The 22,615-nt window shown below is 53.8% G+C and carries 27 protein-coding genes and 1 tRNA gene; 8 read left to right on the top strand and 20 right to left on the bottom strand.

Annotated features, from left to right (window positions below):
* Window positions 1-65: 65 nt before the first annotated feature.
* From H9C73_RS08910 to H9C73_RS16450, 4 genes are all read right to left on the bottom strand, one after another.
* Window positions 66-419, bottom strand: coding sequence for a YfgM family protein (locus H9C73_RS08910; protein ID WP_209287470.1), 354 nt, complete (start codon window positions 417-419; stop codon window positions 66-68).
* A 580-nt stretch (window positions 420-999) separates the two neighbouring features.
* Window positions 1,000-1,242, bottom strand: a complete 243-nt coding sequence (locus tag H9C73_RS16455) for a helix-turn-helix domain-containing protein (protein ID WP_209287469.1) — start codon at window positions 1,240-1,242, stop codon at window positions 1,000-1,002.
* Window positions 1,229-2,086 (bottom strand): DUF7687 domain-containing protein, encoded by an 858-nt coding sequence (locus H9C73_RS08900; protein ID WP_209287468.1) that lies wholly within the window; start codon window positions 2,084-2,086, stop codon window positions 1,229-1,231. Before H9C73_RS08900 ends, H9C73_RS16455 begins: the two co-directional genes overlap by 14 nt.
* Window positions 2,087-2,362 (bottom strand): helix-turn-helix domain-containing protein, encoded by a 276-nt coding sequence (locus H9C73_RS16450; protein WP_407944009.1) that lies wholly within the window; start codon window positions 2,360-2,362, stop codon window positions 2,087-2,089. It abuts the gene before it with no gap.
* On the opposite strand from H9C73_RS16450, the gene H9C73_RS08890 reads away from it, so the two are divergent.
* Window positions 2,361-3,302, top strand: a complete 942-nt coding sequence (locus H9C73_RS08890; protein ID WP_209287466.1) for a Dam family site-specific DNA-(adenine-N6)-methyltransferase — start codon at window positions 2,361-2,363, stop codon at window positions 3,300-3,302. The two genes, H9C73_RS16450 and H9C73_RS08890, sit on opposite strands and share 2 nt — an antisense overlap.
* A 461-nt stretch (window positions 3,303-3,763) precedes the next feature.
* On the opposite strand, the gene H9C73_RS16445 is transcribed toward H9C73_RS08890, so the two are convergent.
* Window positions 3,764-3,988 (bottom strand): plasmid mobilization protein, encoded by a 225-nt coding sequence (locus H9C73_RS16445; protein ID WP_407944010.1) that lies wholly within the window; start codon window positions 3,986-3,988, stop codon window positions 3,764-3,766.
* Between the two features lie 430 nt (window positions 3,989-4,418).
* Between H9C73_RS16445 and H9C73_RS08885 the strand changes: the two genes are divergently transcribed.
* From H9C73_RS08885 to trbL, 4 genes are read left to right on the top strand one after another with little or no spacing between them, the layout of a single operon-like run.
* Window positions 4,419-4,643: a TraK family protein gene (locus H9C73_RS08885; RefSeq protein ID WP_209287465.1), complete on the top strand. Its 225-nt coding sequence runs from the start codon at window positions 4,419-4,421 to the stop codon at window positions 4,641-4,643.
* On the top strand, window positions 4,636-5,388 hold the full coding sequence (trbJ, locus tag H9C73_RS08880) for a P-type conjugative transfer protein TrbJ (RefSeq protein ID WP_209287464.1): 753 nt from the start codon (window positions 4,636-4,638) through the stop codon (window positions 5,386-5,388). Before H9C73_RS08885 ends, trbJ begins: the two co-directional genes overlap by 8 nt.
* Window positions 5,389-5,396: 8 nt before the next feature.
* Complete coding sequence (locus H9C73_RS08875) at window positions 5,397-5,603, top strand: hypothetical protein (RefSeq protein WP_209287463.1); 207 nt, start codon at window positions 5,397-5,399, stop codon at window positions 5,601-5,603.
* Window positions 5,600-7,096 (top strand): P-type conjugative transfer protein TrbL, encoded by a 1,497-nt coding sequence (gene trbL, locus H9C73_RS08870; protein ID WP_209287462.1) that lies wholly within the window; start codon window positions 5,600-5,602, stop codon window positions 7,094-7,096. The genes H9C73_RS08875 and trbL overlap by 4 nt, the downstream gene beginning before the upstream one ends.
* Before the next feature lie 714 nt (window positions 7,097-7,810).
* Here trbL and H9C73_RS08865 read toward each other — a convergent pair.
* The 9 genes from H9C73_RS08865 to rpsU all read right to left on the bottom strand — a co-directional run bounded on the left by H9C73_RS08865 (window position 7,811) and on the right by rpsU (window position 16,077).
* Window positions 7,811-8,575, bottom strand: coding sequence for an ABC transporter ATPase (locus tag H9C73_RS08865; protein ID WP_209287461.1), 765 nt, complete (start codon window positions 8,573-8,575; stop codon window positions 7,811-7,813).
* Window positions 8,562-9,413 (bottom strand): helicase RepA family protein, encoded by an 852-nt coding sequence (locus H9C73_RS08860; RefSeq protein WP_209287460.1) that lies wholly within the window; start codon window positions 9,411-9,413, stop codon window positions 8,562-8,564. The genes H9C73_RS08865 and H9C73_RS08860 overlap by 14 nt, the downstream gene beginning before the upstream one ends.
* Before the next feature lie 3 nt (window positions 9,414-9,416).
* Complete coding sequence (locus H9C73_RS08855; RefSeq protein ID WP_407944008.1) at window positions 9,417-9,653, bottom strand: DNA-binding protein; 237 nt, start codon at window positions 9,651-9,653, stop codon at window positions 9,417-9,419.
* Window positions 9,654-10,071: 418 nt separating this feature from the next.
* The gene (locus tag H9C73_RS08850; protein ID WP_209287459.1) at window positions 10,072-11,178 is read right to left on the bottom strand and encodes a site-specific integrase; all 1,107 of its coding nucleotides are present in this window, start codon (window positions 11,176-11,178) and stop codon (window positions 10,072-10,074) included.
* Between the two features lie 159 nt (window positions 11,179-11,337).
* Window positions 11,338-11,414 (bottom strand) — tRNA-Ile (locus H9C73_RS08845).
* A gap of 61 nt (window positions 11,415-11,475) precedes the next feature.
* Window positions 11,476-13,320, bottom strand: coding sequence for an RNA polymerase sigma factor RpoD (gene rpoD, locus H9C73_RS08840; RefSeq protein WP_209287458.1), 1,845 nt, complete (start codon window positions 13,318-13,320; stop codon window positions 11,476-11,478).
* 176 nt (window positions 13,321-13,496) lie between these two features.
* A complete protein-coding gene (gene dnaG, locus H9C73_RS08835) occupies window positions 13,497-15,329 on the bottom strand; it encodes a DNA primase (RefSeq protein WP_209287457.1) in 1,833 nt (610 codons plus the stop codon).
* A gap of 39 nt (window positions 15,330-15,368) precedes the next feature.
* Window positions 15,369-15,812 carry a GatB/YqeY domain-containing protein gene (locus tag H9C73_RS08830; protein ID WP_209287456.1) on the bottom strand — a complete coding sequence of 148 codons (444 nt, stop codon included), beginning with the start codon at window positions 15,810-15,812 and terminating at the stop codon, window positions 15,369-15,371.
* 49 nt (window positions 15,813-15,861) lie between these two features.
* A complete protein-coding gene (gene rpsU / locus H9C73_RS08825) occupies window positions 15,862-16,077 on the bottom strand; it encodes a 30S ribosomal protein S21 (RefSeq protein WP_209287455.1) in 216 nt (71 codons plus the stop codon).
* 168 nt (window positions 16,078-16,245) lie between these two features.
* Here rpsU and tsaD point away from each other — a divergent pair, with 168 nt between their 5' ends.
* The gene (tsaD, locus tag H9C73_RS08820) at window positions 16,246-17,274 is read left to right on the top strand and encodes a tRNA (adenosine(37)-N6)-threonylcarbamoyltransferase complex transferase subunit TsaD (RefSeq protein ID WP_209287454.1); all 1,029 of its coding nucleotides are present in this window, start codon (window positions 16,246-16,248) and stop codon (window positions 17,272-17,274) included.
* Between the two features lie 5 nt (window positions 17,275-17,279).
* Here the strand turns inward: tsaD and plsY are convergent, their stop codons facing one another.
* Window positions 17,280-17,852: a glycerol-3-phosphate 1-O-acyltransferase PlsY gene (plsY, locus tag H9C73_RS08815; RefSeq protein ID WP_209287453.1), complete on the bottom strand. Its 573-nt coding sequence runs from the start codon at window positions 17,850-17,852 to the stop codon at window positions 17,280-17,282.
* Window positions 17,853-17,962: 110 nt separating this feature from the next.
* Here plsY and folB point away from each other — a divergent pair, with 110 nt between their 5' ends.
* Together folB and folK are read left to right on the top strand one after the other, a co-directional pair.
* A complete protein-coding gene (folB, locus tag H9C73_RS08810; protein ID WP_209287452.1) occupies window positions 17,963-18,319 on the top strand; it encodes a dihydroneopterin aldolase in 357 nt (118 codons plus the stop codon).
* On the top strand, window positions 18,319-18,834 hold the full coding sequence (gene folK, locus H9C73_RS08805) for a 2-amino-4-hydroxy-6-hydroxymethyldihydropteridine diphosphokinase (RefSeq protein WP_209287451.1): 516 nt from the start codon (window positions 18,319-18,321) through the stop codon (window positions 18,832-18,834). The genes folB and folK overlap by 1 nt, the downstream gene beginning before the upstream one ends.
* Here the strand turns inward: folK and H9C73_RS08800 are convergent.
* The 5 genes from H9C73_RS08800 to H9C73_RS08780 all read right to left on the bottom strand — a co-directional run bounded on the left by H9C73_RS08800 (window position 18,820) and on the right by H9C73_RS08780 (window position 22,606).
* Window positions 18,820-19,566 (bottom strand): pteridine reductase, encoded by a 747-nt coding sequence (locus H9C73_RS08800; protein ID WP_209287450.1) that lies wholly within the window; start codon window positions 19,564-19,566, stop codon window positions 18,820-18,822. The genes folK and H9C73_RS08800 overlap by 15 nt on opposite strands.
* Window positions 19,563-20,693 (bottom strand): hypothetical protein, encoded by a 1,131-nt coding sequence (locus H9C73_RS16235; RefSeq protein WP_209287449.1) that lies wholly within the window; start codon window positions 20,691-20,693, stop codon window positions 19,563-19,565. The genes H9C73_RS08800 and H9C73_RS16235 overlap by 4 nt, the downstream gene beginning before the upstream one ends.
* Window positions 20,693-21,010, bottom strand: a complete 318-nt coding sequence (gene glpE, locus H9C73_RS08790) for a thiosulfate sulfurtransferase GlpE (protein WP_209287448.1) — start codon at window positions 21,008-21,010, stop codon at window positions 20,693-20,695. The genes H9C73_RS16235 and glpE overlap by 1 nt, the downstream gene beginning before the upstream one ends.
* A 2-nt stretch (window positions 21,011-21,012) precedes the next feature.
* Complete coding sequence (locus H9C73_RS08785) at window positions 21,013-21,834, bottom strand: symmetrical bis(5'-nucleosyl)-tetraphosphatase (protein WP_209287447.1); 822 nt, start codon at window positions 21,832-21,834, stop codon at window positions 21,013-21,015.
* 130 nt (window positions 21,835-21,964) lie between these two features.
* Entirely contained in the window at window positions 21,965-22,606 is a 642-nt protein-coding gene (locus tag H9C73_RS08780) for a TorF family putative porin (protein WP_209287446.1), read from the bottom strand.
* Window positions 22,607-22,615 lie beyond the last annotated feature (9 nt).

The raw sequence follows: 22,615 nt of genomic DNA, 5'->3' as shown, positions 1-22,615 counted from the left end.
GTTGTTCTGTGCTGTTTGTTTGGCGATAACCAGCATCTCGAACTTAACCGGCGTGAACAACCTCCTTAGCACCCACAACTAGCCTCAAGCTGAGCTTCACGCGCAATGCGCTCCTCTTCCAGCCTAAGGCGTCTTTCTTCCAAACGCTGCTGACGGGCACGGTTCTCGGCTTCAAGGTGCTCTATGGCAGCCTGACGAGATTTTTCATTGATACGCTCCATGCTTTGCTGGAAGCCCTGAGAGGCTGCTTCCAGTGCACGGACAAGTCGGTATTCCTGGTATTTCTGATAACCGAACCAAAGGCCGAACAAAAGAACACCACCGGCAACAACTCCGAGGGTCACTTGAAGCCAGACAGGCATGGGGTCATTAGGGGAAGGCGCACGTTCAAATACGATGCGTTCGCGGGGATCTGGCATGCGCTACCTCCTTGCACGATGTACCAAAGTGGACAATTTATGGACACTTGCGGTACTGCAGCTTATCCGTAAGCGCGTAACCCCTTGATTTAAATGGTGGGCCCAGCAGGACTTGAACCTGCGACCAATGGATTATGAGTTCTGATATTAAACCATAAATCCTTTAAAATCAAAGAGATGTAAGCGTAATTGAGCGTAAGGGAAAGTAGTTTAGTAACAGTAACTTAGCGTAATTTGGGGTAAGGGGTCCAAACTGATGAGTGTACCGGGAGTGTACCGGTACATCTGTGTAAGACGCTATCTGGCAATTATTATACTGAAGGGCTATTCCATTCCACTACTGACGAACAGGAGAGCTTGAAAGGAAGTCCAGATGAAGAAACCCTCTTGATTGTCCAGAGTTGTAGATCTGTGCTTAGAGCAACTGGAAAAGCAGGTTAGGGGGCTTGATCCGGAAATCACTGCGACAGTGCTGGAATTGCCTGATATCACAGGACGATGCATCAGGGGCGGCCAGCACTGCCGCTTTGCGCAAAAATCACGCTCGGGTTCTACCTGTTAGAAATGGTGTCCAGGGAAACTACCGCTTACCAACGTATAGTAGATTGTATTCTGTTAATTTCTTGCGCAAAGTAGCTCTACTGATACCTAACACAGTTCGAGTCTCGCTTTGGTTCCCATTGAAAGCCTCCATAGTTGCCTGCATTAGCCCTATTTCGGCTTCTTGTAATAGTTTTGAGTAGATGGACCCGCCAGATTTAGGGTTTTCTACCAGTTTTTCAAAGCTATCAGCTACAGCCTTTCGTATTTTAGTGTTGCTCATTTGTCCATGACTCGACTATCAGTGGCAGTCGTTCGACTACTTCAAAGCCAAATAATACTTCATCGACGAACCCCATATGAAGCATATCAATCATCCTACAAAGGTAGGATCGACCGCATTCCCACCAAGTGAAGTAGTCGTCAACCATTAAATAGTGCTTTACATCAATGCCTTCGTGCTCCTGCAACTCAGCTAGCTCCATGCCGTCGAGTAATGTTTCATAAACGCCATCTGCTACACGGCTCCCGAAGGTAGTGGTGTAATAATATTCTTTTATCTCCCAGATTGCCTTTGGATTGACTGCGGCGGGAAAAGCTCCATCGACTCGCCTAGCCAAAGTCCGTAGTGGGGCACCATTTCGGGTGATGGTAGTCAGCTCTCGAGGGTCATAGTTACACGGATGACCTCCAATGTGCTTTTCAATGATCATGTTGATGATGCATGTCAGATAAGCAGGTGCTTTTTTATCACCCTTCTGCTTATTCATAGGTTGGTCGCAGAAACGAGGTGTGTACTCCCGGCGAATGCTTTCGTAAACCTCTTTGGCTCGATGCTTATCCATTAAGCGAGGGCGTACGTAATCGTTCAGAACGTCAGCACGATATTTAAAATAAGAAATCAAGCTCTGACCAAATTCAGAAACCTCTCCATTGATAAAAATTGGGGAGGTTTCTAAGTCTAGTCGTTTGAACGCTTTCTGAATTTCCTTGATAGTTGGAATTTTTACCTTTGATTCCGGGTTAGTGGATGTTTTTCGCTCAGTGTAGCCAACTTCTTGGCTGATCGTTCTAACATAAGCCCAGAAGTGCTTAGGTTGGTTCAGGTAGCGGCTGTCTGCTTGCATCTACAATATCCTCGATTCTAAGTCAGTGGCGAAATCCGTCAGAGACCTGTCGAGAACAGAGCAAATGATTAGAACCTCTGTGACCGTGAGCAGTCGTTCCCCTGATTCGTATTTGCTAACGAACGACTGAGGGACTCTCAAAGCATCAGCAAGTTCTTTCTGACTGTAAGACTTACTTTTGCGGTATGATTTGAGGATGGATTGAGTCTCTCGTTGAGCTTTGCTGTCTCTGTGATCTAACAATGGTCTGCTCCATGCGGGTCTCCGAGGGCTCATGTTCTTAGAACTGACAAAGAATCCGAAATTAGGATATTTAGATGGGGTCTATTTAATGCAAGCGGCTCTTTTTGACCTTGAAACAACGAGTTATAACGACGTTGCTCCTTTCAAAACGCAGCTGTTGAAATGGGTCGGGAACAAACAACGATTTGCTCACGAGATAGCGTCATTTTTTCCAGATCAGTATGAAACGTTCTATGAGCCCTTCATGGGTAGCTGTGCGATTACTGCTACCTTTGCCCCGCATAGAGGTGTGGCTTCAGACAAATTCAAACCCCTGGTCGAGATCTTTCAGTGCCTAAAGAACGATCCTGAATTACTTATTCAGTGGTATTCGGAGCGTTACGAAAAGGCGAATGGTCCGGATAGGAAGGCTGGTTACGAAGCTATCAAGGCTTCCTATAACGCAAATCCGAATGGTGCTGATTTGCTATTTCTAAGTAGAGCCTGCTACGGAGGAGTGGTCCGCTTCAGAAAAGTAGATGGGTACATGTCTACACCTTGTGGAGCTCATGAGCCGATTCGTCCCGAATCGTTTGCTAAGCGAGCCTATATCTGGCGAGATAGATTGAAGAATGTAGATTTCGTCCACTCTTCATATGAAGAAATGATGATGATGGCGCGACCTGGGGATGTGATTTACTGCGATCCACCGTATACACACAGTCAGGGGATTTTGTACGGCGGACAAAGTTTTTCGCTAGAGCATTTATGCGAGATAATATCCGTTTGTAAATCAAGAGGCGTTTATGTTGCGTTGAGCATAGATGGTACGAAGAAGTCGGGAGAAGTTAATTGTGAGCTCCCGATACCTGATGGATTGTTTGAAAGAGAAATATACGTTAACTGTGGAAAATCCATGCTTAAGCGCTTTCAAATGCAAGGCAAAACCCTGGAGGGTGAAATAGTAGCCGATCGTCTTTTGCTTACATACTGATAGTTGTATTGTGGAGGTGGGGTTTTTTGAGCATCACCTCTACTGTCACGTAATAGATAAAAGTAAGAAACTATATAGTTTTATATATTTAGGAAGGATTAATTTACTGATTGAACGATTATTTGTCGTATTCCTAACCATTTATTGGTCCTAATGATTATTTATTTAAGTCTTTTATAATATCCGGTGGTGGAGTTATAGATTAGCTCGAAGTAGACATACGTATTTTAATATTTTTATTGAATTTACTGCCGTCTAGCATATTTTCATTAAAGGCCTTTTTTTGATTTATTAATTATTGATTTTTTCAATTGATTTTCGGATTTGCGAATAAATTTCAATAGGTTTTTGATCTACCTCTATGATCTGGTAATGAATTACTCGTTGAAGTTTAGCTAACTCTTCGATCAGCGAAAGGGTATTGGTATTGCTACCTGGATCTGGCTGGAGTCCTGCATTAGTCAATCTTTGAGTTGGTCGCCAACTTGGTTCAGTTCGGCATGTAGCTGGCTTAACTTCTCTATCGCCTTTGGATCAAGCTTACTGTGTGGCTGGTAGCTCAATCCGTGTTCATACAATAAGCCTGAAGGTGTCATTCCGGAATCGTTGGCCAGTATGCGAATCTGTTCCTTGTCATCAGGGCTTATTCGGACCTTGATCTGAGCTTTTTTTTGCCTGGTTTCAATCTCATGAGTTGGCCCCTTGTTTGACAGTTTTAGCTGCTTATCTTATCGGAGAGCAGGATATGTCGAGCCCGCTTGGGCGAGTAACTTATTTGTAAATGGAGCATCGTCACGTGTGGCGGTGGACCATTTACCTATCCTGCCCGCATCCAAAACGACAATGTAGCGACCGCATAACGACACACTGACCAAAAACCGAAAGCCAATCCAATAAATCTGTGGAATATATAATATTTTTCAATATTAAAACACATATTAATAACCATTGCTTAATTAGTGTCGCTAAAGTGTCCTTATTATGTCGTTAATGTGTCTCTATTGTGTCGTTAACGTAAATTAATCTCCGCTCTTTAATAAACTTACGATATATCGTGAGTGTTCTGTTCGCTTCCAGCATTTATCATTTCAACTGTGTACCACGAGGATTATGCCTATGGGATTGTTGAAAGAGCTCCATGCTGCCAAGAAGAAAAGTTCAATGGGCAGTGGGAAAGTTGTTTTCTTGAAATATCTGGAGGATATCGAGGAGGCTTTAAACCAAGGATATACAGCTATGGATATTTGGTCTCTACTACACAAAAAAGGTGAGCTACAAATTAAATACAACCAGTTTTCTGTTTATGTAAGGAAGTACATCAAGGAGGAAAAAAATGAGTAAGAAAGCGGCTATTTTTTTATTAATTTCAACTTTTACTTTTTCACCTCCCTCCTTTTCAGGAGGTGGTGGGTTGACTGGTGGAGCGACGGAAGCTACTCAAATCCTGAACAATGCGGAATTGATTGATGTGGCCATAAAGGAAGCGGAAAACCTTGCATATACAATTCGGCAGTATGAAATTATGTACGAAAACTTCCGCAACCTGCCCAATCATATCAAGCAACAAGCGTTGGCCGACCTTCAGCATTTGGCTCAAATCGTCGCTACCGGGAGAGCTGTAGCTTACAGCTCCGGGCAGATCGACGAAGACTATCGGCGGGAATACCGTGATTTTGAACATTATGCTCAACGCCAGCAAGAAAGCCATGATGCATTAGCAGAGCGATATCGAAACTGGTCACAGTCGAACCACGATAGCGTTCGTGGGGCGTTACGTGCTGCTGGTCTACAAGCTCAGCAATTCGACCGCGAGGCCTCTGCGCTGCGCAGCATCGAGTTACAAATGGAAAATGCGGTTGGGACCAAACAATTGCTACAAGCCGGGGGCTCCATCGCTGCTATACAGGTGGAGCAACTCCAGAAACTCAGGCAACTCCAAATGGCTCAAATCCAGCTACAGGCCAGCCATGTAGGTGGTCAGGTGGACCGGCAAGCAGAGGATGATTCCGCCTGGCATCGTGCCGTTGCTCCGCGTGATAACAACCCTGATACCCAGCAGCCTATCCAAGCCAATGACCTGTTTTGAGGTGAGATATGAATATCAATACCAAAATGCTTTTTGTCATTGCTGGCTTGGTAGCGACCATCGCAGCTGCAGTGGCCCTTTGGCAGAACGGAAAGGCGAAAGAAGATGCGGCCTGGGAGCGTGCCACAGTCCCACGTGACAGCGCGCCATCTTCAAAGAAGCCGATCACCAGTGATGACTTGTTCAGTTCAGGAAACGGGGAGGGTGAACGATGAGCCTTCGGCTATACCCATTACTTTATGCTGGCCTTGTGCTATTCAGCGGGCCCGTTGCCGCCGCCGATGGCGATATAGTCCGCGACCTGCAGGAGGGATTCCGAGACTCCGTAGCCTTGTGGTACGCCCCGTTGCAGCAGATAGCGACCTGGTTGCTACTGTCGCTGGCTGTGATTTCCTATACCTGGTCAGCGAGCCAGATGGTGCTGCGGAACGCTGATCTGGGCGAGTTCGTGGCAGAGTTCGTCAGGCTGGTTATTTTTACTGGATTCTTCCTGTTTCTGATTCAGGGTGGGCAGCAGTTGGCGGAAACCATGATCAAAGGTTGGATCTGGATCGGCGGACAGGCTACCAGTACTAGCTTGAGCATGAGTGTGCCGGAGATCCTGGAGCGCGGATTTACGCTCGGTGGGGATATTATTTCGGCTGGCAGTGGTCTTAGCCGGATCGCCTATACCATTCTGGCATTACCCGTTGTGATCTTATACACGCTGATAGCGGCATATGCTTTCTTCGTAATGGCTGAAATGTACGTGGTCACTGCGGCAGGTGTTGTGTTGCTGGGGTTTGGTGGTTCGCAATGGACGGTTGATTACGCGAAAAAGTACATCACTTATACCATCAGTATCGGGGTCAAACTCTATGTGATGTTTTTGGTTATAGGGGCGGGCGAACAGTTCATCCATCAATGGGCTATGGATCAGGAGCACGACTCGTTCAGGGCTATTCTGGCCATCATTGGCGTGTTGTTGATGATGGTTATTTTGGTCAAGATGATCCCCGATGCAGTGCAGGGAATAATCAACGGAGCTTCCCTCGGTGCTGCAACGCCGACAGTGGGCGGCATGGCACGCGCTGCTGGATCGGCAGCGCTGGGCGCTACTGTAGGGGCTGCAGGCAGTGCTATGGCGGTGCTGGAAGCCTCGAAACTGGCTGGTGAGCAGGTCGGGGGTGGGGCGCAGGCATCAGCGTCAGTGTCAGGTGGTAGCTCCTTTCTTGGTATTCAGTCAGGAAGGGCTATAGGCGGTGGTAGAACTGAAAAGACAGGAGCAGGACCGCTTCCAACGCCGAGCAGTGCCTCGTCTGCAGCCGGTAGGGCATCGGGTGGTGGGCGGATGGCCCATGCTGGCCAGACTGTGAAGAACTTGGCTAAGGCAGCAGGTGAAACCCTGGGCGGCAAGATAATGGGGGACTATAACGCTAGTCATGCTTCTTTCGGCGGCTCGATGGCCCAGAAGCTCCGTGCTGAACGGCTTAGTATGTCGGAGGGTGGTAGCGCTTCTACCGGTGAGGTTGGCCAGCAGAGCAGCGACCATACCGGTGGTATGAGCGGTTCTATTGGAGCAGCACCATCTATTAACGAAGGTGGTACGCCAAATGAGGCCTCACAGGCCACGCATAATCGCCCCCCCTCTAAGCCTGAAAGTAACTCACAGGACAGTTCTGAGCAGTCCTATAGATCACCAGCAGGGAGAGTCAATGATGAAGACTGAACGCCCGCAAGCACCCGCCTGGTACCTGTTGGTCTGGTTGGTGATTGCACTGTTGTGGGTAGGGATGGCCATCATGAGTTCATGGGTAGCCTGGTTTATGCTGCTTGTATGCTATCCATTCATTATGAAAGCCGTCTCTTGGCGGCCTGAGCCTGTCAATGGAAACCACAACCTAAACGCGTGATAACTGCGAACGAAGTCTCCTGATTTCAAGGAGATAGGTACGCATAATTACCCCCCCCCTTCCTCCCTTGGTCACTTGGCTGATCCATTGCCAATACAGACTGTGCCGGGCTTTGCCCGGCTTTTAACGCCAAAAAGGAGCAGCAACTTCTGCCTGGCTACCGATCCCTTCTTGTTGTACCCGAATTCAGCCAAGCTGTTTGTTTGTTTGTTTGTTTGTTTGTTTGTTTGTTTGTTTGTTTGTTTGTTTGTGGGTATTGCTGTGTCATTGAGATTTTTTCAATGAGTCAACGCAAGTGTGCAGCTGGGGGAGGGAGACCTTTCTTTTTGGCGTTCAACTATCGGCCAAAGGCCGATTGATACAGCCTCCAAGGCTGTATCTACCAAGGTGTAAACGCCCGTATCAAGCGGGCGGTTACGCCTTATGGATATCCTGAGATATCCTGAATATCCTGCTAAAAATGCAAAAAATCGGGCCGGTGTGTAACGCTCCCGGGCCGCTGTATAACGCCTTCGGGCCGGTGTGTAACGCTATCGGGCCGCTGTGGAACGCTTTACCCTGTTTGTTGAATTTATCTCTATGCCAATTTTGATTAATCCGTTGGCATCGCTCCTTATTCGATCTCGGTAGGCCCGCAGCTTCGTGCCGCTGGCTACATCAGCACATACCGCGTTAATCAGTGTGTCCAGATGCCAGCCTCCGGCTGGGACATTTTTGTGCGAGAGCACATGCCGGGCAACTGCTTGACTAATTCCATGACGCAGTCTGGCAATAGGAGCAGGATGGTAGTACAAGGATAAATCCCGCTCCATTAGCATTACCAGGGCAACACCCAACCGAACACGCCACATATGTCGTTTGCCGCCAGTAAGAGGGTTCCGGCGCGTCATAGGTGATGGGATGACATGGTCAATCAAGCCGCCAAGGATTTTGTCACCAGTGAGCTCCATTTGTGGCGTCACGATTTCTATCGTTGCGGATCGTAAGTCGATTAATAGTTTTTTGAGGCGGTCGAGGCTGTACTGGTGATCTGACAGGGTTCGCCTCAGCTCTGCAGGATCAACCAACAGTTCAACGCCACCATCAGAAATTTCACGACGTCGCTCGGCCACATACAGTATGGACTCGACGATATCGGCGTGACGCTGGCCTAGCCTGCCGGTTACCCGGCATCGGCCAAATACCGTTTCCATCCATTCACCTAAAGTTTCCTTTGGGCGCTGACTCGGCTGATAAATCATCAATCGAGCCAGCAATACTGTGCTCGTAGGCGAGTCTCTTTTACCAGTTGTCATTGCTCTTCCTCGCTACGGTCTTCAGCCCTGTAATTGAGGAGTGTTTCTGTCGCTCAAGTACAGCAGGTTTGAGGATGCCGCCTTCGTGACGCCTGAACCAACATTCCTGGACAGGCGCGCCGTAGTTTGCTTTGCTGACGCCAAAGCGGACAAAGTATCCACGCTGGCTTCTATCAACGCCCCATTCCTCGGCCTCGGCTTGCGTCATACCTGACAGGTAGGATTGCCACCGGATGTTATCGACTAGCACGGATGATCCACGGCTAGCCTGTTGTTGGTCGCCGTTGCCCATCATTGCAGCACCTTTGTTTGAATGGTGCAAAAACACGATAGAACAGCCTGTGTCAGCAGCTATAGCCTCCATGTGGCCAATGACCTGAGCCATAGGTCCGCTTGCGTTTTCTTCTTCGATGTGGAAGCGGCGGAGGGTATCCAAGACCATCAGGCGACGACCCTCGGCAGCTCTTTTAAGTCCATCAAACCAGCTGGAAGTCATGATGTTAGGGCATCTGCCGATGAGTGGCTCAATGAGTAGGCCATCTGCAACGGCTTTCTTTTGCTCAGCAGTAAGGTGTGCTCCAAGAGCGTGTAACCGGTGATGGATAACTGCAGGTGGATCTTCAGCAGGTAGGTATATCACTGGCCCAACAGGTAGCTGACCTATTTCCAATAGGTCAGGGCCCCCGGCAACCTGTGCGATCAATTGCAGAATGAGCATAGACTTACCAGCACCGCCAGGCGATATGAGTGAACCTACGGTGCCAGCAGCCATGTTAGGCAGAACGTAATCAATCGCTGGTGGTGCTTCAGTAAAGGCTGTCAGAATATCAATCGCCATATCTCACCCCCGATCACTACAGAGCTTGTTACTATCCAGCAGCTCGGCAATCTGGGAGGTGCGGAAATAGACGCGCCGACCGACCCTCAACTTTGCCTGGTTGATCTCGGCTGCCCAGTAGTTGTTTGAGCGCAGGCTGATGCGCAGTCCTTCTGGTGAACGGTCAAGAACAGTGGCCAACTGAGGAAGGCTCAGCAGGGGGCCAAAACGGTCGAGAAGGGAGTCCTCGATAGTCATCATGTAATCCTCCGTAATTGATGCTTGCCTTACGAAGGTTATGAATATCGAACCGGTTTGTATACTTACGATATATCGTAACTTATTGATTAATAAAGATTAAAGACACATTAGCGACAGGGAAGGGACACATTAGAGACAGATTAGCGACCAGCAAGGACACATTAAAGACACTCGATTAACTGAGACGATTAAAATCGATGTTTATATGAAAAAATATTATAAATAATTCAAAATTATCCCATTGTTACAGTGGGGGTTGGCCTTTAAGTTCCAGTCGGTCGCTAAAATGTCGTTTTGATAGCAGGCAGGATAGGTATTTGCTATACCGCCACAAGTGGCGATCTAGCAAATACTGCAACTTATTCGGCCTGGCGGCCTCAACGTATCCTGTTCTGTTTCAGGAGAAATTTCATACTGTTCACAGTGATGTTTTTCGAGGGGCTTGTGAACGCTTCTGTTCAATGGCATCCAGCTGGTCTACTAAGTCTTCAGCTCGCAAATGTGTATAGCGCCGCAGCATCTGCATAGATTTGTGACCACTGATCGCGGCAACCTGTTGATCACTTAGTCCGCCTTCAACAAAGCGGCTGACGGCTTCATGGCGTAGGTCATGAAAGCGCAGGTCAGCGAGTCCGACACTTTTCTTGATGTGCATCCAGACCTTGTTGAAGCTGTAGGGCTTGCGCATACCATCCCGGCCGGGCTCGCCAAAAAAGACAAGATTTGTGTCTGGTGGGCGAACAGGGTTGTCGATGGCCTGCTGAAACTGCTCAACGGCTGCTAATGTAAGAGGGACCGTTCGAGGCATGGTGTTCTTGGTTTCCAGCAAGGTAACTATGCGCTTTTTCAGATTGACCTGGCCCAGTGTCAGAGATGTGATCTCTGAGGAACGCATACCGGTCTCTATGGCGATTCTGACGATCCAGCCAAGCATCGGGTTGGAGTGAGCATCAACGGCGCTGAGAAGGCGCTGCTCTTCCTCTGAGGAAATGCGACGGTTACGGCCTGCGCCTGGGGCAGGGCGGCGTACATTAGTCACCGGGTTGTAGGTGAGGCCAATCCCCCATTCCTTGATAGCAGTGGTGAAGAGGTGGCCCAGCAACGCCATTTCCAAGCGGACTGTGCTCGCAGAGCGGGGGCGAGGATTGGCGTCTTTGTCCAGGCGGTCTTCACCTGCCAAACGTTTATCGCGGTACTCGGCGACCAATTCTGCGCTAATTGTGGCAAGTGAGTATTTGCCGAAAAATGCTTTTAGCGGCGTGGCACGAGTGCGCTCGGCTTGTTGGGTTTTGGGGCGTTTGGTGGGTGTGACTTCGCTCAGGTATCGATCCAGTGCAGCGTTGAAGGTCATCTTCTCAGCGGGTGCTCGTTGGATATAGATACCGCGCACCATTTCATCTTCTGTGCGGCGTGCCCAGTCTTCGGCGTCACGTTTGGTTCTGAAGGTTTTGACAGTGGTGGGAAAGCCTTTCTTCCGAATCATGGCTTTCCAGGTTTTGGACTCTGTTCTGACAATCGTTGCCATACTGTTTCCTCACACTTTCCCTGTACCTGACTGTACTGCTTGCGCATTGCCAGTGTACCGAAATTGTACCGAATGAGAATCCAGAGGTGACGCGGAACAAAATCCCTTTGGGTGTTTCAGCATAACTTGCTGAATCTAATGGGTTTTTGAGGGGTTTGTTGGTGGGCCCAGCAGGACTTGAACCTGCGACCAATGGATTATGAGTCCACTGCTCTGACCAACTGAGCTATAGGCCCTGAGAGGAGGCGCCAATGATAGCATGTCCTATCATTGGCGCAATATGATGAAAATAAACGATTATTCGTCGATGAAGGTGCGCAGGTGGTCAGAGCGGCTCGGGTGACGCAGCTTGCGCAGGGCCTTGGCTTCGATCTGACGGATACGCTCACGGGTCACGTCGAACTGCTTGCCCACTTCCTCAAGGGTGTGGTCGGTGTTCATGTCGATACCGAAACGCATGCGCAGTACCTTGGCCTCACGGGCAGTCAGGCCGGAGAGAATTTCGCGAGTCGCTTCGCGCAGGCCTTCGCCGGTTGCGGTATCCACCGGTGAGGACAGGGTGGTGTCCTCGATGAAATCGCCCAGGCTGGAGTCTTCGTCATCACCGATAGGTGTTTCCATGGAGATCGGTTCCTTGGCGATCTTCAGCACCTTGCGGATCTTGTCTTCTGGCATTTCCATGCGTTCGGCCAGTTCTTCCGGTGTGGCTTCACGGCCCATCTCCTGCAGCATCTGGCGTGAGATGCGGTTGAGCTTGTTGATCGTTTCGATCATGTGAACCGGAATACGGATGGTACGGGCCTGGTCCGCGATGGAGCGGGTGATCGCCTGTCGAATCCACCAGGTGGCGTACGTGGAGAACTTGTAACCACGGCGGTATTCAAACTTGTCCACGGCTTTCATCAGACCGATGTTGCCTTCCTGAATCAGGTCCAGGAACTGCAGGCCGCGGTTGGTGTATTTCTTGGCGATGGAGATAACCAGACGCAGGTTGGCTTCCACCATCTCTTTCTTGGCGCGACGGGCACGGGCTTCGCCGATGGAGAGGTTACGGTTGACCTCTTTGATATCCGCCAGGCTCAGGCCGACGTTTTCTTCGATCATGCGAAGGCGGCGCTGGGCGCGCTGCAGGTCGGGCATGCTGCGTTTGATAGCCGCTGAATAGGGCTTGTCGCTGTTGGCCAGACTGTCCAGCCATTCCTGGCTGGTTTCGTTGCCCGGGAAGGTCTTGATAAAGACCGGACGCGGCATTTTTGCGCGCTGGGTGCAGATGCGCATGATGGTGCGCTCCTGCTTGCGGATGCTGTCGATGCAGTCGCGTACTCGGTCAACCAGCAGGTCATAGAAGCGGGGTGAGAGTTTGATCGGCGCAAAAGCGCTGGCCAGAGACATGGCTGCAAACTCGATTTCATCCGCCGAACCGCCACGCTGTACGGTTGCGTACAGGTTTTCCAGGCTGTCCTGAATCAGGCCAAAACGCTGACGGGCTTCTTCGGGGTCAGGTCCGCGCTCCTTCTCGTCGCTGGAGTCGTCATCACTCTTGTTGTCGTCATCATCCTCGTCGTCGTCTTCGTCATCTTCGTCGTCCACGTCGACAGGAGCTTCCGTTTCTTCTTCCGGCACGTCTGCATCGGGGTCGATGTAGCCACTGAAGATGTCACTCAGGCGACCTTCTTCCTGCAGCACCTGGTTGTAGGCGTCCAGAATGATTTCGACGCTGCCCGGGAAGCGGGACAGGGCCATCATCACTTCGCGAATGCCTTCCTCGATGCGCTTGGCAATGTCGATTTCGCCTTCACGGGTCAGCAGCTCCACCGTGCCCATCTCGCGCATGTACATGCGAACAGGGTCAGTGGTACGGCCGGCATCGGACTCAACCGCAGCCAGTGCCGCAACGGCTTCTTCGTCGGCTTCTTCAGCAGAGTCGCCGCCGGTCAGCAACAGGTCTTCGGCATCGGGCGCTTCTTCAGCAACGCGAATGCCCATGTCGTTGATCATGCGGATGATGTCTTCGACCTGATCGGGATCGGCGATATCTTCCGGCAGATGATCGTTAACCTCGGCGTAAGTTAGATAGCCCTGCTCTTTACCTCGGGCGATCAGTTCCTTAAGTCGAGACTGCTGTTGGGATTTATCTGACATAGAGCCCCTGCAACGAATGAAAGCTGATGTGACTGGTGGCGGAAAAGTGAGCGCGATATTATACCGAATTAGGGTACTAACGGCTACTGCCGTGGGTATCGGATAAGCTCAAAAGCCGTATGTAGATACGAGAATAGACCAGAAATCAGATGTTTGCCGAAGATTCAGCGCTGGTTTCATCTGTGTCTGTCCAGCAGTAGCTGTTGCAGATCCCGCTTTTCCTCATCGGTTAATGGGGTCTGTCGTGATTTTTTCAACAGCTGGTCCAATTTTGCTTCCTGCCGTCGAGTCAGCAGGCGCTTGAGGGTGTCCTGAAGTAGTGCGCCTGCATCTACATCGCCCAGGATAGGATCCAGGTGGGCGATCTCGTTCAGCAGCATCAAGTCGGCCCGCCTTGCCGGGTCATCCTGCCAGTCTACCAGCAGTGTTCCCAGGGAGCTGTCGGGTGTTTGCTGCAGGTATTCCAGTACGTGGATGAGCACTTCGATGTTGGGCTCGTCCACCAGTGCAAACTGGCTGGCTTCCGGTGCAGCACTGGCCAGTGCCGGGCGGTGCAGCAGAATCGAAATGGCCTGGTTGACCAGGTTGCGAGAGGCGCGCTGGCCGCTCTGGCTGCTCCGGGGGGCGGGCATCGGAGAACGGTGCTCGGGAGCGGGTGGGGGTGCCTCCATCGGGCTGGGTTCGGAAGCCGTGTGGGTGACCTGGTGCAGGTCGATAACGCTGCCCAGTTGTTCCATGGACAGGCCGGTGATCTCGCAGATCCGGTCCATCATCATCTGTTTCAGCAGGCCGGGCTGCATGGCCTGTATCAGTGGCAGGGCGGTGTTGCTGAACCGGGCGCGCCCATCCATGCTGCTGAGGTCGGCGTCTTCTGTCAGAGACTTGAAGAAAAATTCGCTCAGGGGCAGTGCCTGACTGACGCGCTCGCTGAAGGCGGTTTCCCCTTCCTGGCGCACAAGCGTGTCAGGGTCTTCGCCGTCGGGCAGGAACAGGAAGCGCGCTTCCTGGCCATCCTTGATGACCGGGAGGGTCGTGTGCAGCGCGCGCAGCGCCGCCGTGCGGCCGGCCTGATCGCCATCGAAGCAGAAGATGACTTCCGGTACCAGCTTGAAAAGCCGCTCCAGGTGCTGGGCAGTGGTGGCGGTCCCGAGGGTGGCGACGGACCAGTGGATGCCATGCTGGGCCAGGCTGACCACGTCCATATAACCTTCTACGATCAGCAGGCGGTCAAGGTGGTTGCTGTGCTTGCGTGCTTCATACAGTCCGTACAGCTCACGCCCCTTGTGGAACGTGGGTGTCTCCGGTGAATTCAGGTATTTGGGCTTGTCATCCCCCAGTACGCGCCCGCCAAAGCCCAGTACACGTCCGCGTACATCACGGATCGGAAACATGATACGGTCACGAAAACGGTCGTAATGGCTCTGCTTCTCTTCGTTATGAATCACCATGCCGGCCTGTTCCAGTAGCTCGGTGGCGTTCTCGACATCATTGAAGTGGGTCAGGAGGTTGTCCCAGCCGGGGGGGGCGTAACCGATGCCGAATGCGGCGGCTATCTGGCCACTGAGGCCGCGCTGCTTCAGGTAGTTGACCGCTCTGTCGCGCTGAGGGGCGTGGCGCAGCTGTTGTTGGAAAAAGGCGTTGGCCTGCTCAAGTGCTTCAAACTGGCGCTTGATGCGCTGTTCCCGCTGGTGGTCGATCGGCCGGCCTTCATCACGGGGGACTTCCATGCCGGCGAGCTTGGCCAGCTCTTCAACGGCTTCGGGAAAATTGAGGCGGTCATACTCCATCAGGAAGCCAACGGCATTGCCTCCGGCACCACAGCCAAAACAGTAGTAGAACTGCTTGTCAGGGCTGACCGAGAATGACGGGCTTTTTTCCTTGTGGAAGGGGCAGAGGCCAGAGTAGTTCTTGCCTGCGCGCTTGAGCTTGACGCGACCGTCAATGACATCAACGATGTTGATGCGGGCCAGAAGGTCGTCAATAAAGTGTTGCGGTATTCGACCTGCCATCTTCGCTCCGTTGCGGACAGGTCTGCGTGGCGCGGACCCTTAGAGTTTCTGCTTCACCAGTCCCGAGATCCTGCCCATGTCGGCACGACCCTGAACCTGAGGTTTGACCAATGCCATCACTTTACCCATGTCCTGCATGGATGAGGCGCCGGATTCGGCGATGGCGGCGTCAATAATCTGAGCGATCTCAGCATCGCTGAGTGGCTGCGGCAGGAAAGTTTTAATCACCTCCAGCTCCTGCTGCTCCTTATCTGCCAGTTCCGGGCGCTCAGCCGCCTCGTACTGGGTAATGGAGTCTCGTCTCTGTTTGACCATCTTGTCCAGCACCGTCAGGATGCGGGCGTCATCGAGTTCGATGCGCTCGTCCACTTCAATGCGCTTCAATTCGGCCTGGATCAGGCGAATGGTGCCAAGACGGACTTTGTCCTTGGCGCGCATGGCATCTTTCATCTGTTCTGTAATGGTTGCTTTCAGATCAGACATGGGATGCTCCTTGGCAAGTGCTGCAGGTCAGATGTGCAGAGTCTTCAGATTAGTACAGGCGTACGCGGCGAGACTGCTCACGCTGCAGTTTCTTGGCGTGACGCTTTACGGCAGCAGCTGCTTTGCGCTTGCGAACAGCAGTCGGCTTTTCGTAGTGCTCACGACGACGAACTTCAGCCAGAATGCCGGCTTTTTCGCAGGAACGCTTGAAGCGACGCAGAGCAACGTCAAACGGCTCGTTATCTTTTACTTTTACCTGAGGCATGAAATGCTCCCTTAAGGTTGGTGAATGACCTCTATCACGAGGATAAAGAACAAGGCCGCATATTTTAGTGAGGCCCCTGCGTCATGTAAAGCGAAGAAGGCTGTATTTTGTGTGCTGCTGCAGGGATAATGTGCCCAGTTTTAATGGTGTTGAATTGAAGGGGCCGCTATGCGAGTGCTGGGCATTGAAACTTCCTGCGATGAAACCGGCGTAGCGCTGTATGACAGTGAGCAGGGGCTGCTGTCAGATGCGCTGTACAGCCAGGTGAAAATGCATGCCGAATACGGCGGTGTGGTGCCCGAACTGGCATCACGGGATCACGTGCGCAAGCTGTTGCCGCTGATCAGGGAAGTGATGGCCGAAGCCGGGCTGGAGCTGTCTGATGTGGATGCCGTTGCCTACACCTCGGGGCCGGGACTGATCGGTGCCTTGATGGTGGGCGCTTCCACTGGCCGTGCACTGGCGCTGGGGCTGGGAGTTCCTGCCGTGGGGGTGCACCACATGGAAGGGCACCTGTTGGCCCCCATGCTGGAGGAGAACCCGCCGTCGTTTCCTTTTGTTGCCCTGCTGGTATCCGGTGGCCACACCCAGCTGGTTCGCGTGGACGGCATCGGTCAGTATGAGTTGCTCGGCGAGTCACTGGATGATGCGGCGGGTGAGGCCTTTGACAAGGCGGCCAAAATGCTGGGACTGGACTATCCGGGAGGCCCCCTGATTGCGCGCCTGGCCGAGAATGGAACGCCGGGCCGTTATCGTTTTCCGCGTCCGATGACGGACCGCCCGGGGCTGGATTTCAGCTTCTCGGGGCTCAAGACCTTTACCTTGAATACGGCCAATGCCGAGCGCGACGAGGCGGGCCGGATTGACCCGCAGACAATGGCGGATATCGCATTTGCCTTTGAAGAAGCGGTTGTGGAAACGCTTGCGATCAAGTGCCGCCGTGCGCTCCAGCAAACCGGTCTCAAGCAGCTGGTGATTGCCGGGGGCGTCAGCGCCAATAAACGGCTGCGGGCCCGGTTGGATGAGGTAGTGCGCAAGGAGCGCTCGGGCCTGTTCTATGCGCGGCCCCAATTCTGTACCGACAATGGCGCAATGATTGCCTACGCGGGCTGCCAGCGCCTGATGGCGGGGCAGTCGGATGAGTTGGTGATTTCGGCGCGCCCACGCTGGCCTATGGATACACTTGAGTCGATCTGACCGGCTCAGAAGCGGTGTTCGCGACCGGCCAGCAGTTTGCGGATGTTGCTGCTGTGCCGAAGCACCAGCAGCACGGCCGTGATGGCAAAGGGCAGCAGCAGGTGCGGAATGAGCAGGTAGCAAAACAGCGGGGTGACGGCTGCCGTGGCAATGGATGCCAGGGATGAGATGCGGCCCAGCAGGAAGACCAGCCCCCAGAAAAGGAGCTGGCACAGTGCCAGTGGCCAGCTCAGCAGCAGGGTACAGCCCAGTGTCGTCGCCACCCCCTTGCCGCCGCGCAAACTGGAAAAGAAGGGAAACAGGTGGCCACAAACCGCTGCCAGCATGGTCCAGCCCTGCACCTCGGGCTCGGCTGAAACCAGAATCGCCAGCAGAATGGCGGCTGCGCCTTTGCTCAGGTCGCCCAGCAGTGTGAGCAGCGCTGCCTGGCGTCCCCCCAGCCGCATCACGTTGGTGGCGCCCGGGTTGCGTGAGCCGTTCAGCCGCGGGTCACCCAGGTTCATGGCCTTGCACACGATGATCGCACTGGGGATTGAGCCCAGCAGATAGGCGATCAGTAACAGCATCCATTCGGGCATAGTGAAGTCCGGGCCGTGCGCATGCCATGGCAGGCGTGATAAATTAATGACTCTGAAACAAGCATATACAAGCTGGGACCGGGTCACAATTGACCCTTACTGGAGGCAGGATGGATATCGTCTACATTCGTGAGTTGCAGGTTGAAACCGTCATCGGCATTTATGACTGGGAGCGTGAGGTACGCCAGACCGTCAGCCTGGACCTGGAAATGGGCACGGACATCCGCGCTGCAGCCTCCACTGAAGACATCGAGCAGACGCTGAATTACAAGTCGGTTGCCAAGCGCCTGATCGCCTTTATCAGCGAGAGCGAATTTCTGCTGGTGGAAACCATGGCCGAAGAAATTGCACAGATTGTGATGACCGAGTTTGATGTGCCCTGGCTGCGTTTGCGCCTGAGCAAGCCCGGTGCCGTCCGGGGAGCCAAGGACGTGGGAGTCGTGATTGAGCGCGGGGAGCGTGCCTGATGCCGCACGTGTACCTGAGCCTGGGCAGCAACCAGTCGCGGGAGCGGCATATCCGTGCCGCGCTGGATGCTTTGGCAGACCGCTTTGGAGAGCTGGAGATTTCCTCGGTCTATGAGAGCGAAGCGGTCGGGTTTGATGGCAGCAACTTCTACAATCTGGTGGTCGGGCTGGAGTGCTCAGTCTCGCTGGCCGAGCTGTCAGCCTGTTTAAAGCAGATTGAAGACGAAAACGGACGTGACCGGTCGGGACCCCGTTTCAGCGGGCGAACACTGGATATCGATATTCTGACCTATGGCGATCTGGATCATCCTCGAGACGGAGTGCAGGTGCCCCGGGATGAAATTACGCAGAACGCCTTTGTACTGCTGCCGTTGGCCGAGGTTGCGCCTGACGTTCAGCATCCTGTCCTCAAGCAGTCGTATGCCCATCTCTGGGATACCTACGACCGGTCGCAGAAGCTGTGGCCGATCGACTTCGAGTGGCGTGGCCGCTTAATCTCTTCAGCTGAACACTGAACGCCCCCCATCGACGGCCAGTACCTGTCCGGTCACATAAGGTGCCGTTGCCAGAAACAGTACGGCCTGGGCAATGTCGTCCGGCGTGCCGGTGCGTTTGAGCGGTATCTTGTCCACGATAGATCGACGCTCGGCGTCATCCAGCGCTGCATCGGCCTCCGGCCACAGAATGGCGCCGGGTGATACGCCATTCACTCTGACGTCCGGCGCCAGTTCGCGGGCCAGGCTCAGTGTCATCATTTTTACGCCAGCCTTGGCGATGGAGTAGACAGGGTAGCCCGCCAGGCCGCGTTCAGCATGAATATCAACCAGGTTGACGATGTTGCCACTGCTTTGGCGCAGCAGTGGCGCCATGCCCTGAGTCAGGAAGAAAGGCCCGCGCAGGTTGCTGTTGATCAGCAGGTCCCAGTCCTGTTGCGAGGCGTCGTCCAGTGGCGTGGGATAAAAGGTGGACGCATTGTTGACCAGCAGGTCCAGCCGCTCTGTGTACTGACCGATCTCGCTGATGAGTCGTTCAACATCGGCCGCCTGATTCAGGTCGGCCTGCAGCAGCAGGCAGCTGTCTGGCCTGGCCCGGTTCAGTTCGTCCGCAAGGCTGCTGGCCTCGGTGAGTGACTGTCGATAGTGCAGCAGAATACGATAACCCTGTGCGTGCAAGAGGCGTGCGATAGTGGCACCGATTCGACGGGCACCGCCGGTGATCAGGGCGCAGGGTGTAGCTGTTCCGCTCATAAAGGCGTCTCCCGATAGTACTCGCAGCAGACCAGTTGTTGCGCCCGGATGGCGTCGCCCAGTGCCTTGCCGCTGAACCCCTGCGCTTGCAGGGCGCGGTTGTCGACGGCGCCGATCCGGTCCAGCAGGGTGCGGGTGGCCTGAGCCAGCGCTGCCGTATCACGCTCAGGGGCAACAGCCGAGACCAGTGGCAACAGATGGTCCAGTCGGTCAGGCTGGCGCAGCAGGCTCAGGTTCTTGAGTACCTCCAGACGCCGCTCAGCCTCAAGCCCATCCATATCAACCAGCGCATCCAGCTCACTGCGGGTGTTCAAGGCCAGGTCGCGGTAACGGTTGGGCGTACGCCAGTGGGTGCAGAGCTCACGAATCTGTTTGAGCGCAGCTTCGGTCGACAGCTGCTCGGTCAGGGTGTAGGTCAGCAGGGCAAAGCCCTGTTCGCTGTCCAGCGTGTCGGCTGCCTCAAAGCGGGACTCGAGCCGGGTCAGGTCAAGCAGTTCAGATGCAGGCATCAACCGGGCCAGAGCGCCCACCTCCCGCAGCAGTCTGAAAAAACACACGGGCGAGCGGGTGCACAGTGCGCGTTCGCATTCCTGCCAGACACGCTCCGGTGTCAGGTGCTCCAGCTCATCGCCGGCACTGATTTCTTCCAGCAGCTGCCGGGTTTCGGGCGCCAATGTGAATCCCAGATGGGCAAAGCGGGCATAAAACCGCGCTACTCGCAGCACGCGCAGCGGGTCTTCCACGAACGCCGGTGAGACGTGACGCAGAATGCGCGCGTCAAGGTCGGCGCGGCCTTGGCAGGGATCGTGTATCCGGCCCTGCAGATCCTGGGCGATGGCGTTGATGGTCAGGTCGCGGCGCTGCAGGTCCTGCTCCAGGGTCACGTCCGGGCTGGCATGAAAGGTGAACCCCGTGTACCCCCTGCCGCTCTTGCGCTCGGTGCGGGCCAGCGCATATTCCTCGCCGGTATCGGGGTGCAGGAAAACAGGGAAATCACTGCCCACCGCCTTGAAGCCTTGTGCCTTCATCGCTTCAGGCGTGGCGCCCACCACGACCCAGTCACGGTCTTTGACATCCAGCCCCAGCAGCTGGTCACGGACAGCGCCGCCGACCAGATAGGTCTCCATCAGGACTCGCAGCGGTCAGGGCACTGGGCACGCCAGGCCTCAAAGCCGCCGTCCAGGCTGTAGACCTCCTCGAATCCTTGGTGCGCCAGGTAGTCTGCTGCGGACTGGCTGCTGATACCGTGGTAACAGCACACGATCAGGGGCGCATCGAAGTCGGCTGCGGCTACATAGTCGGGGAGGTTGTGGTTGTTCAGGTTGTAGGCATCGCGGATGTGCAGCGCTTGATAGCTGCCTTCGTCACGAATATCGACCACCTGGGCGCCCTGGTCGATCAGCTCGCAGGCCTGATCAATATTGATGCAGCGATAATCTGACATGGTTACTCTCCCGCTGTCGGCTTTGGCAGGCAAGCTTGCGTGAAAACGGCACCGTCTTCAAGCCGATAAGCTGTAAGGGTATTACCCCAAACGCAGCCGCTGTCGAGCCCAATGGCGTGGCCTTCCTGGTGAAAGCCCAGTGCTGCCCAGTGGCCGAACAGTTGGGTGCGTTTCATGGGCTGCTGGCGCGAATGGCGAAACCAGGGGGCAAAGCCCTTGGGTGCGTCGTCGGGCGGGCCGTTCCCCTTGAACTCCAGCTGGCCGTCTTCCGTTATAAAGCGCATCCGTGTGAAGTAATTGGTGATGGCGCGAAGCCTGTCTATCCCCGTCAGCCGGTTGTCCCAGCGGTCGGGGTGGTTGCCGTACATCTGGTGTAGAAACTGACTGCATTGAGTGCTCTGCAGTACCTGTTCCAGCTCGGCTGCAAGGGTGCGGGCCTGTTTGAGTGACCAGATATGGGGAATGCCGGCATGTGTCATGACAAAGCCCAGCGTCTTGTCGTCATGCAACAAGGGGCGGTGGCGCAGCCAGTGCATCAGTTCAGCTCGGTCCGGTGCGTCCAGAACCGGGTCCAGCGTTGGGTGGGACTTGCGGTTTACACCCGCGTCCAGCGCCAGCAGGTGCAGGTCATGATTGCCCAGTACGGTTATTGCCTGATCGCCCAGGCTGCGAATAAACCTGAGTGTTTCCAGTGAGGCGGGGCCACGGTTGACCAGGTCGCCGGTCAGCCAGAGGCGGTCCCCCGGGCCGAAGCTGATCTGTTCCAGCAGTAGTTGCAGTTCGTCATGGCAGCCTTGAAGGTCGCCAACAGCATAGGTCGCCATAAAGGGTCCTGAGTCGCGAATGTAATTGAATGATAACGAATCAGGCCGGGGCTGTTCTATTGGCGCAGGCGTAAAAAGAGGCTCCGGAGAGCCTCAAATCTTAGTATGTATGGAGCGAAGTGGAGCTTGATCAGAGATCGAACGTTTTGCTGATGGTGAAGACGAGTTCGGAGTCCTTCTCGCCGTCGCCATCCAGTTCTGTGTCCAGCTGCTTGATGTAGGCCAGGCTCATGTCCAGTCCCTGGAAGCTGGTGCCGTAACCCGCTTCTACATAATCCCCTTCGTAATCTTCACCGAATACACCGTAGGTCAGGTAGGCGCCTTCGTATTCGCCGCTCAGGCTGAAGAAGGTGTAGTCGGCATCATTGGCTGAGTCATCCGCGTCTTCGGTGCCCAGCACAAAGTCCGCACTCAGGAACTTGTAGCCAGCACTGAAAATCAGTTCGTGGTAAGTGGAAACGTCGCTGTCGGTGTAGAAGTAACCGGCATAGCCGACGCCGTAGCTGAGGTCTTCGTAGCTGCCGCTGTAACCACCATAGAGATCGTACTCAAGCTCGGCATCATCCAGCTGGGCTCCCCAGGTACCGACGTAGAAGCCGTTACCGAAATCGTAATCGGCACCGGCCATCAGACTGGCATTGTTTTCCGTCTGGTCGATGCCTCGGAACCAGTAGTCGCTCATGGCCCCTACGTTCAGTGACAGCTCGGCAGACGCGCTTGCTGAGGCGGCCAGTAGAGTGACAGCGATGGCGTTTTTAGTCAGTTTTTTCATCATCTATTC

Source organism: Marinobacterium alkalitolerans, assembly GCF_017776525.1.
Lineage (GTDB): Bacteria > Pseudomonadota > Gammaproteobacteria > Pseudomonadales > Balneatricaceae > Marinobacterium > Marinobacterium alkalitolerans.
This window is presented reverse-complemented; position numbering and strand designations above follow the sequence as displayed.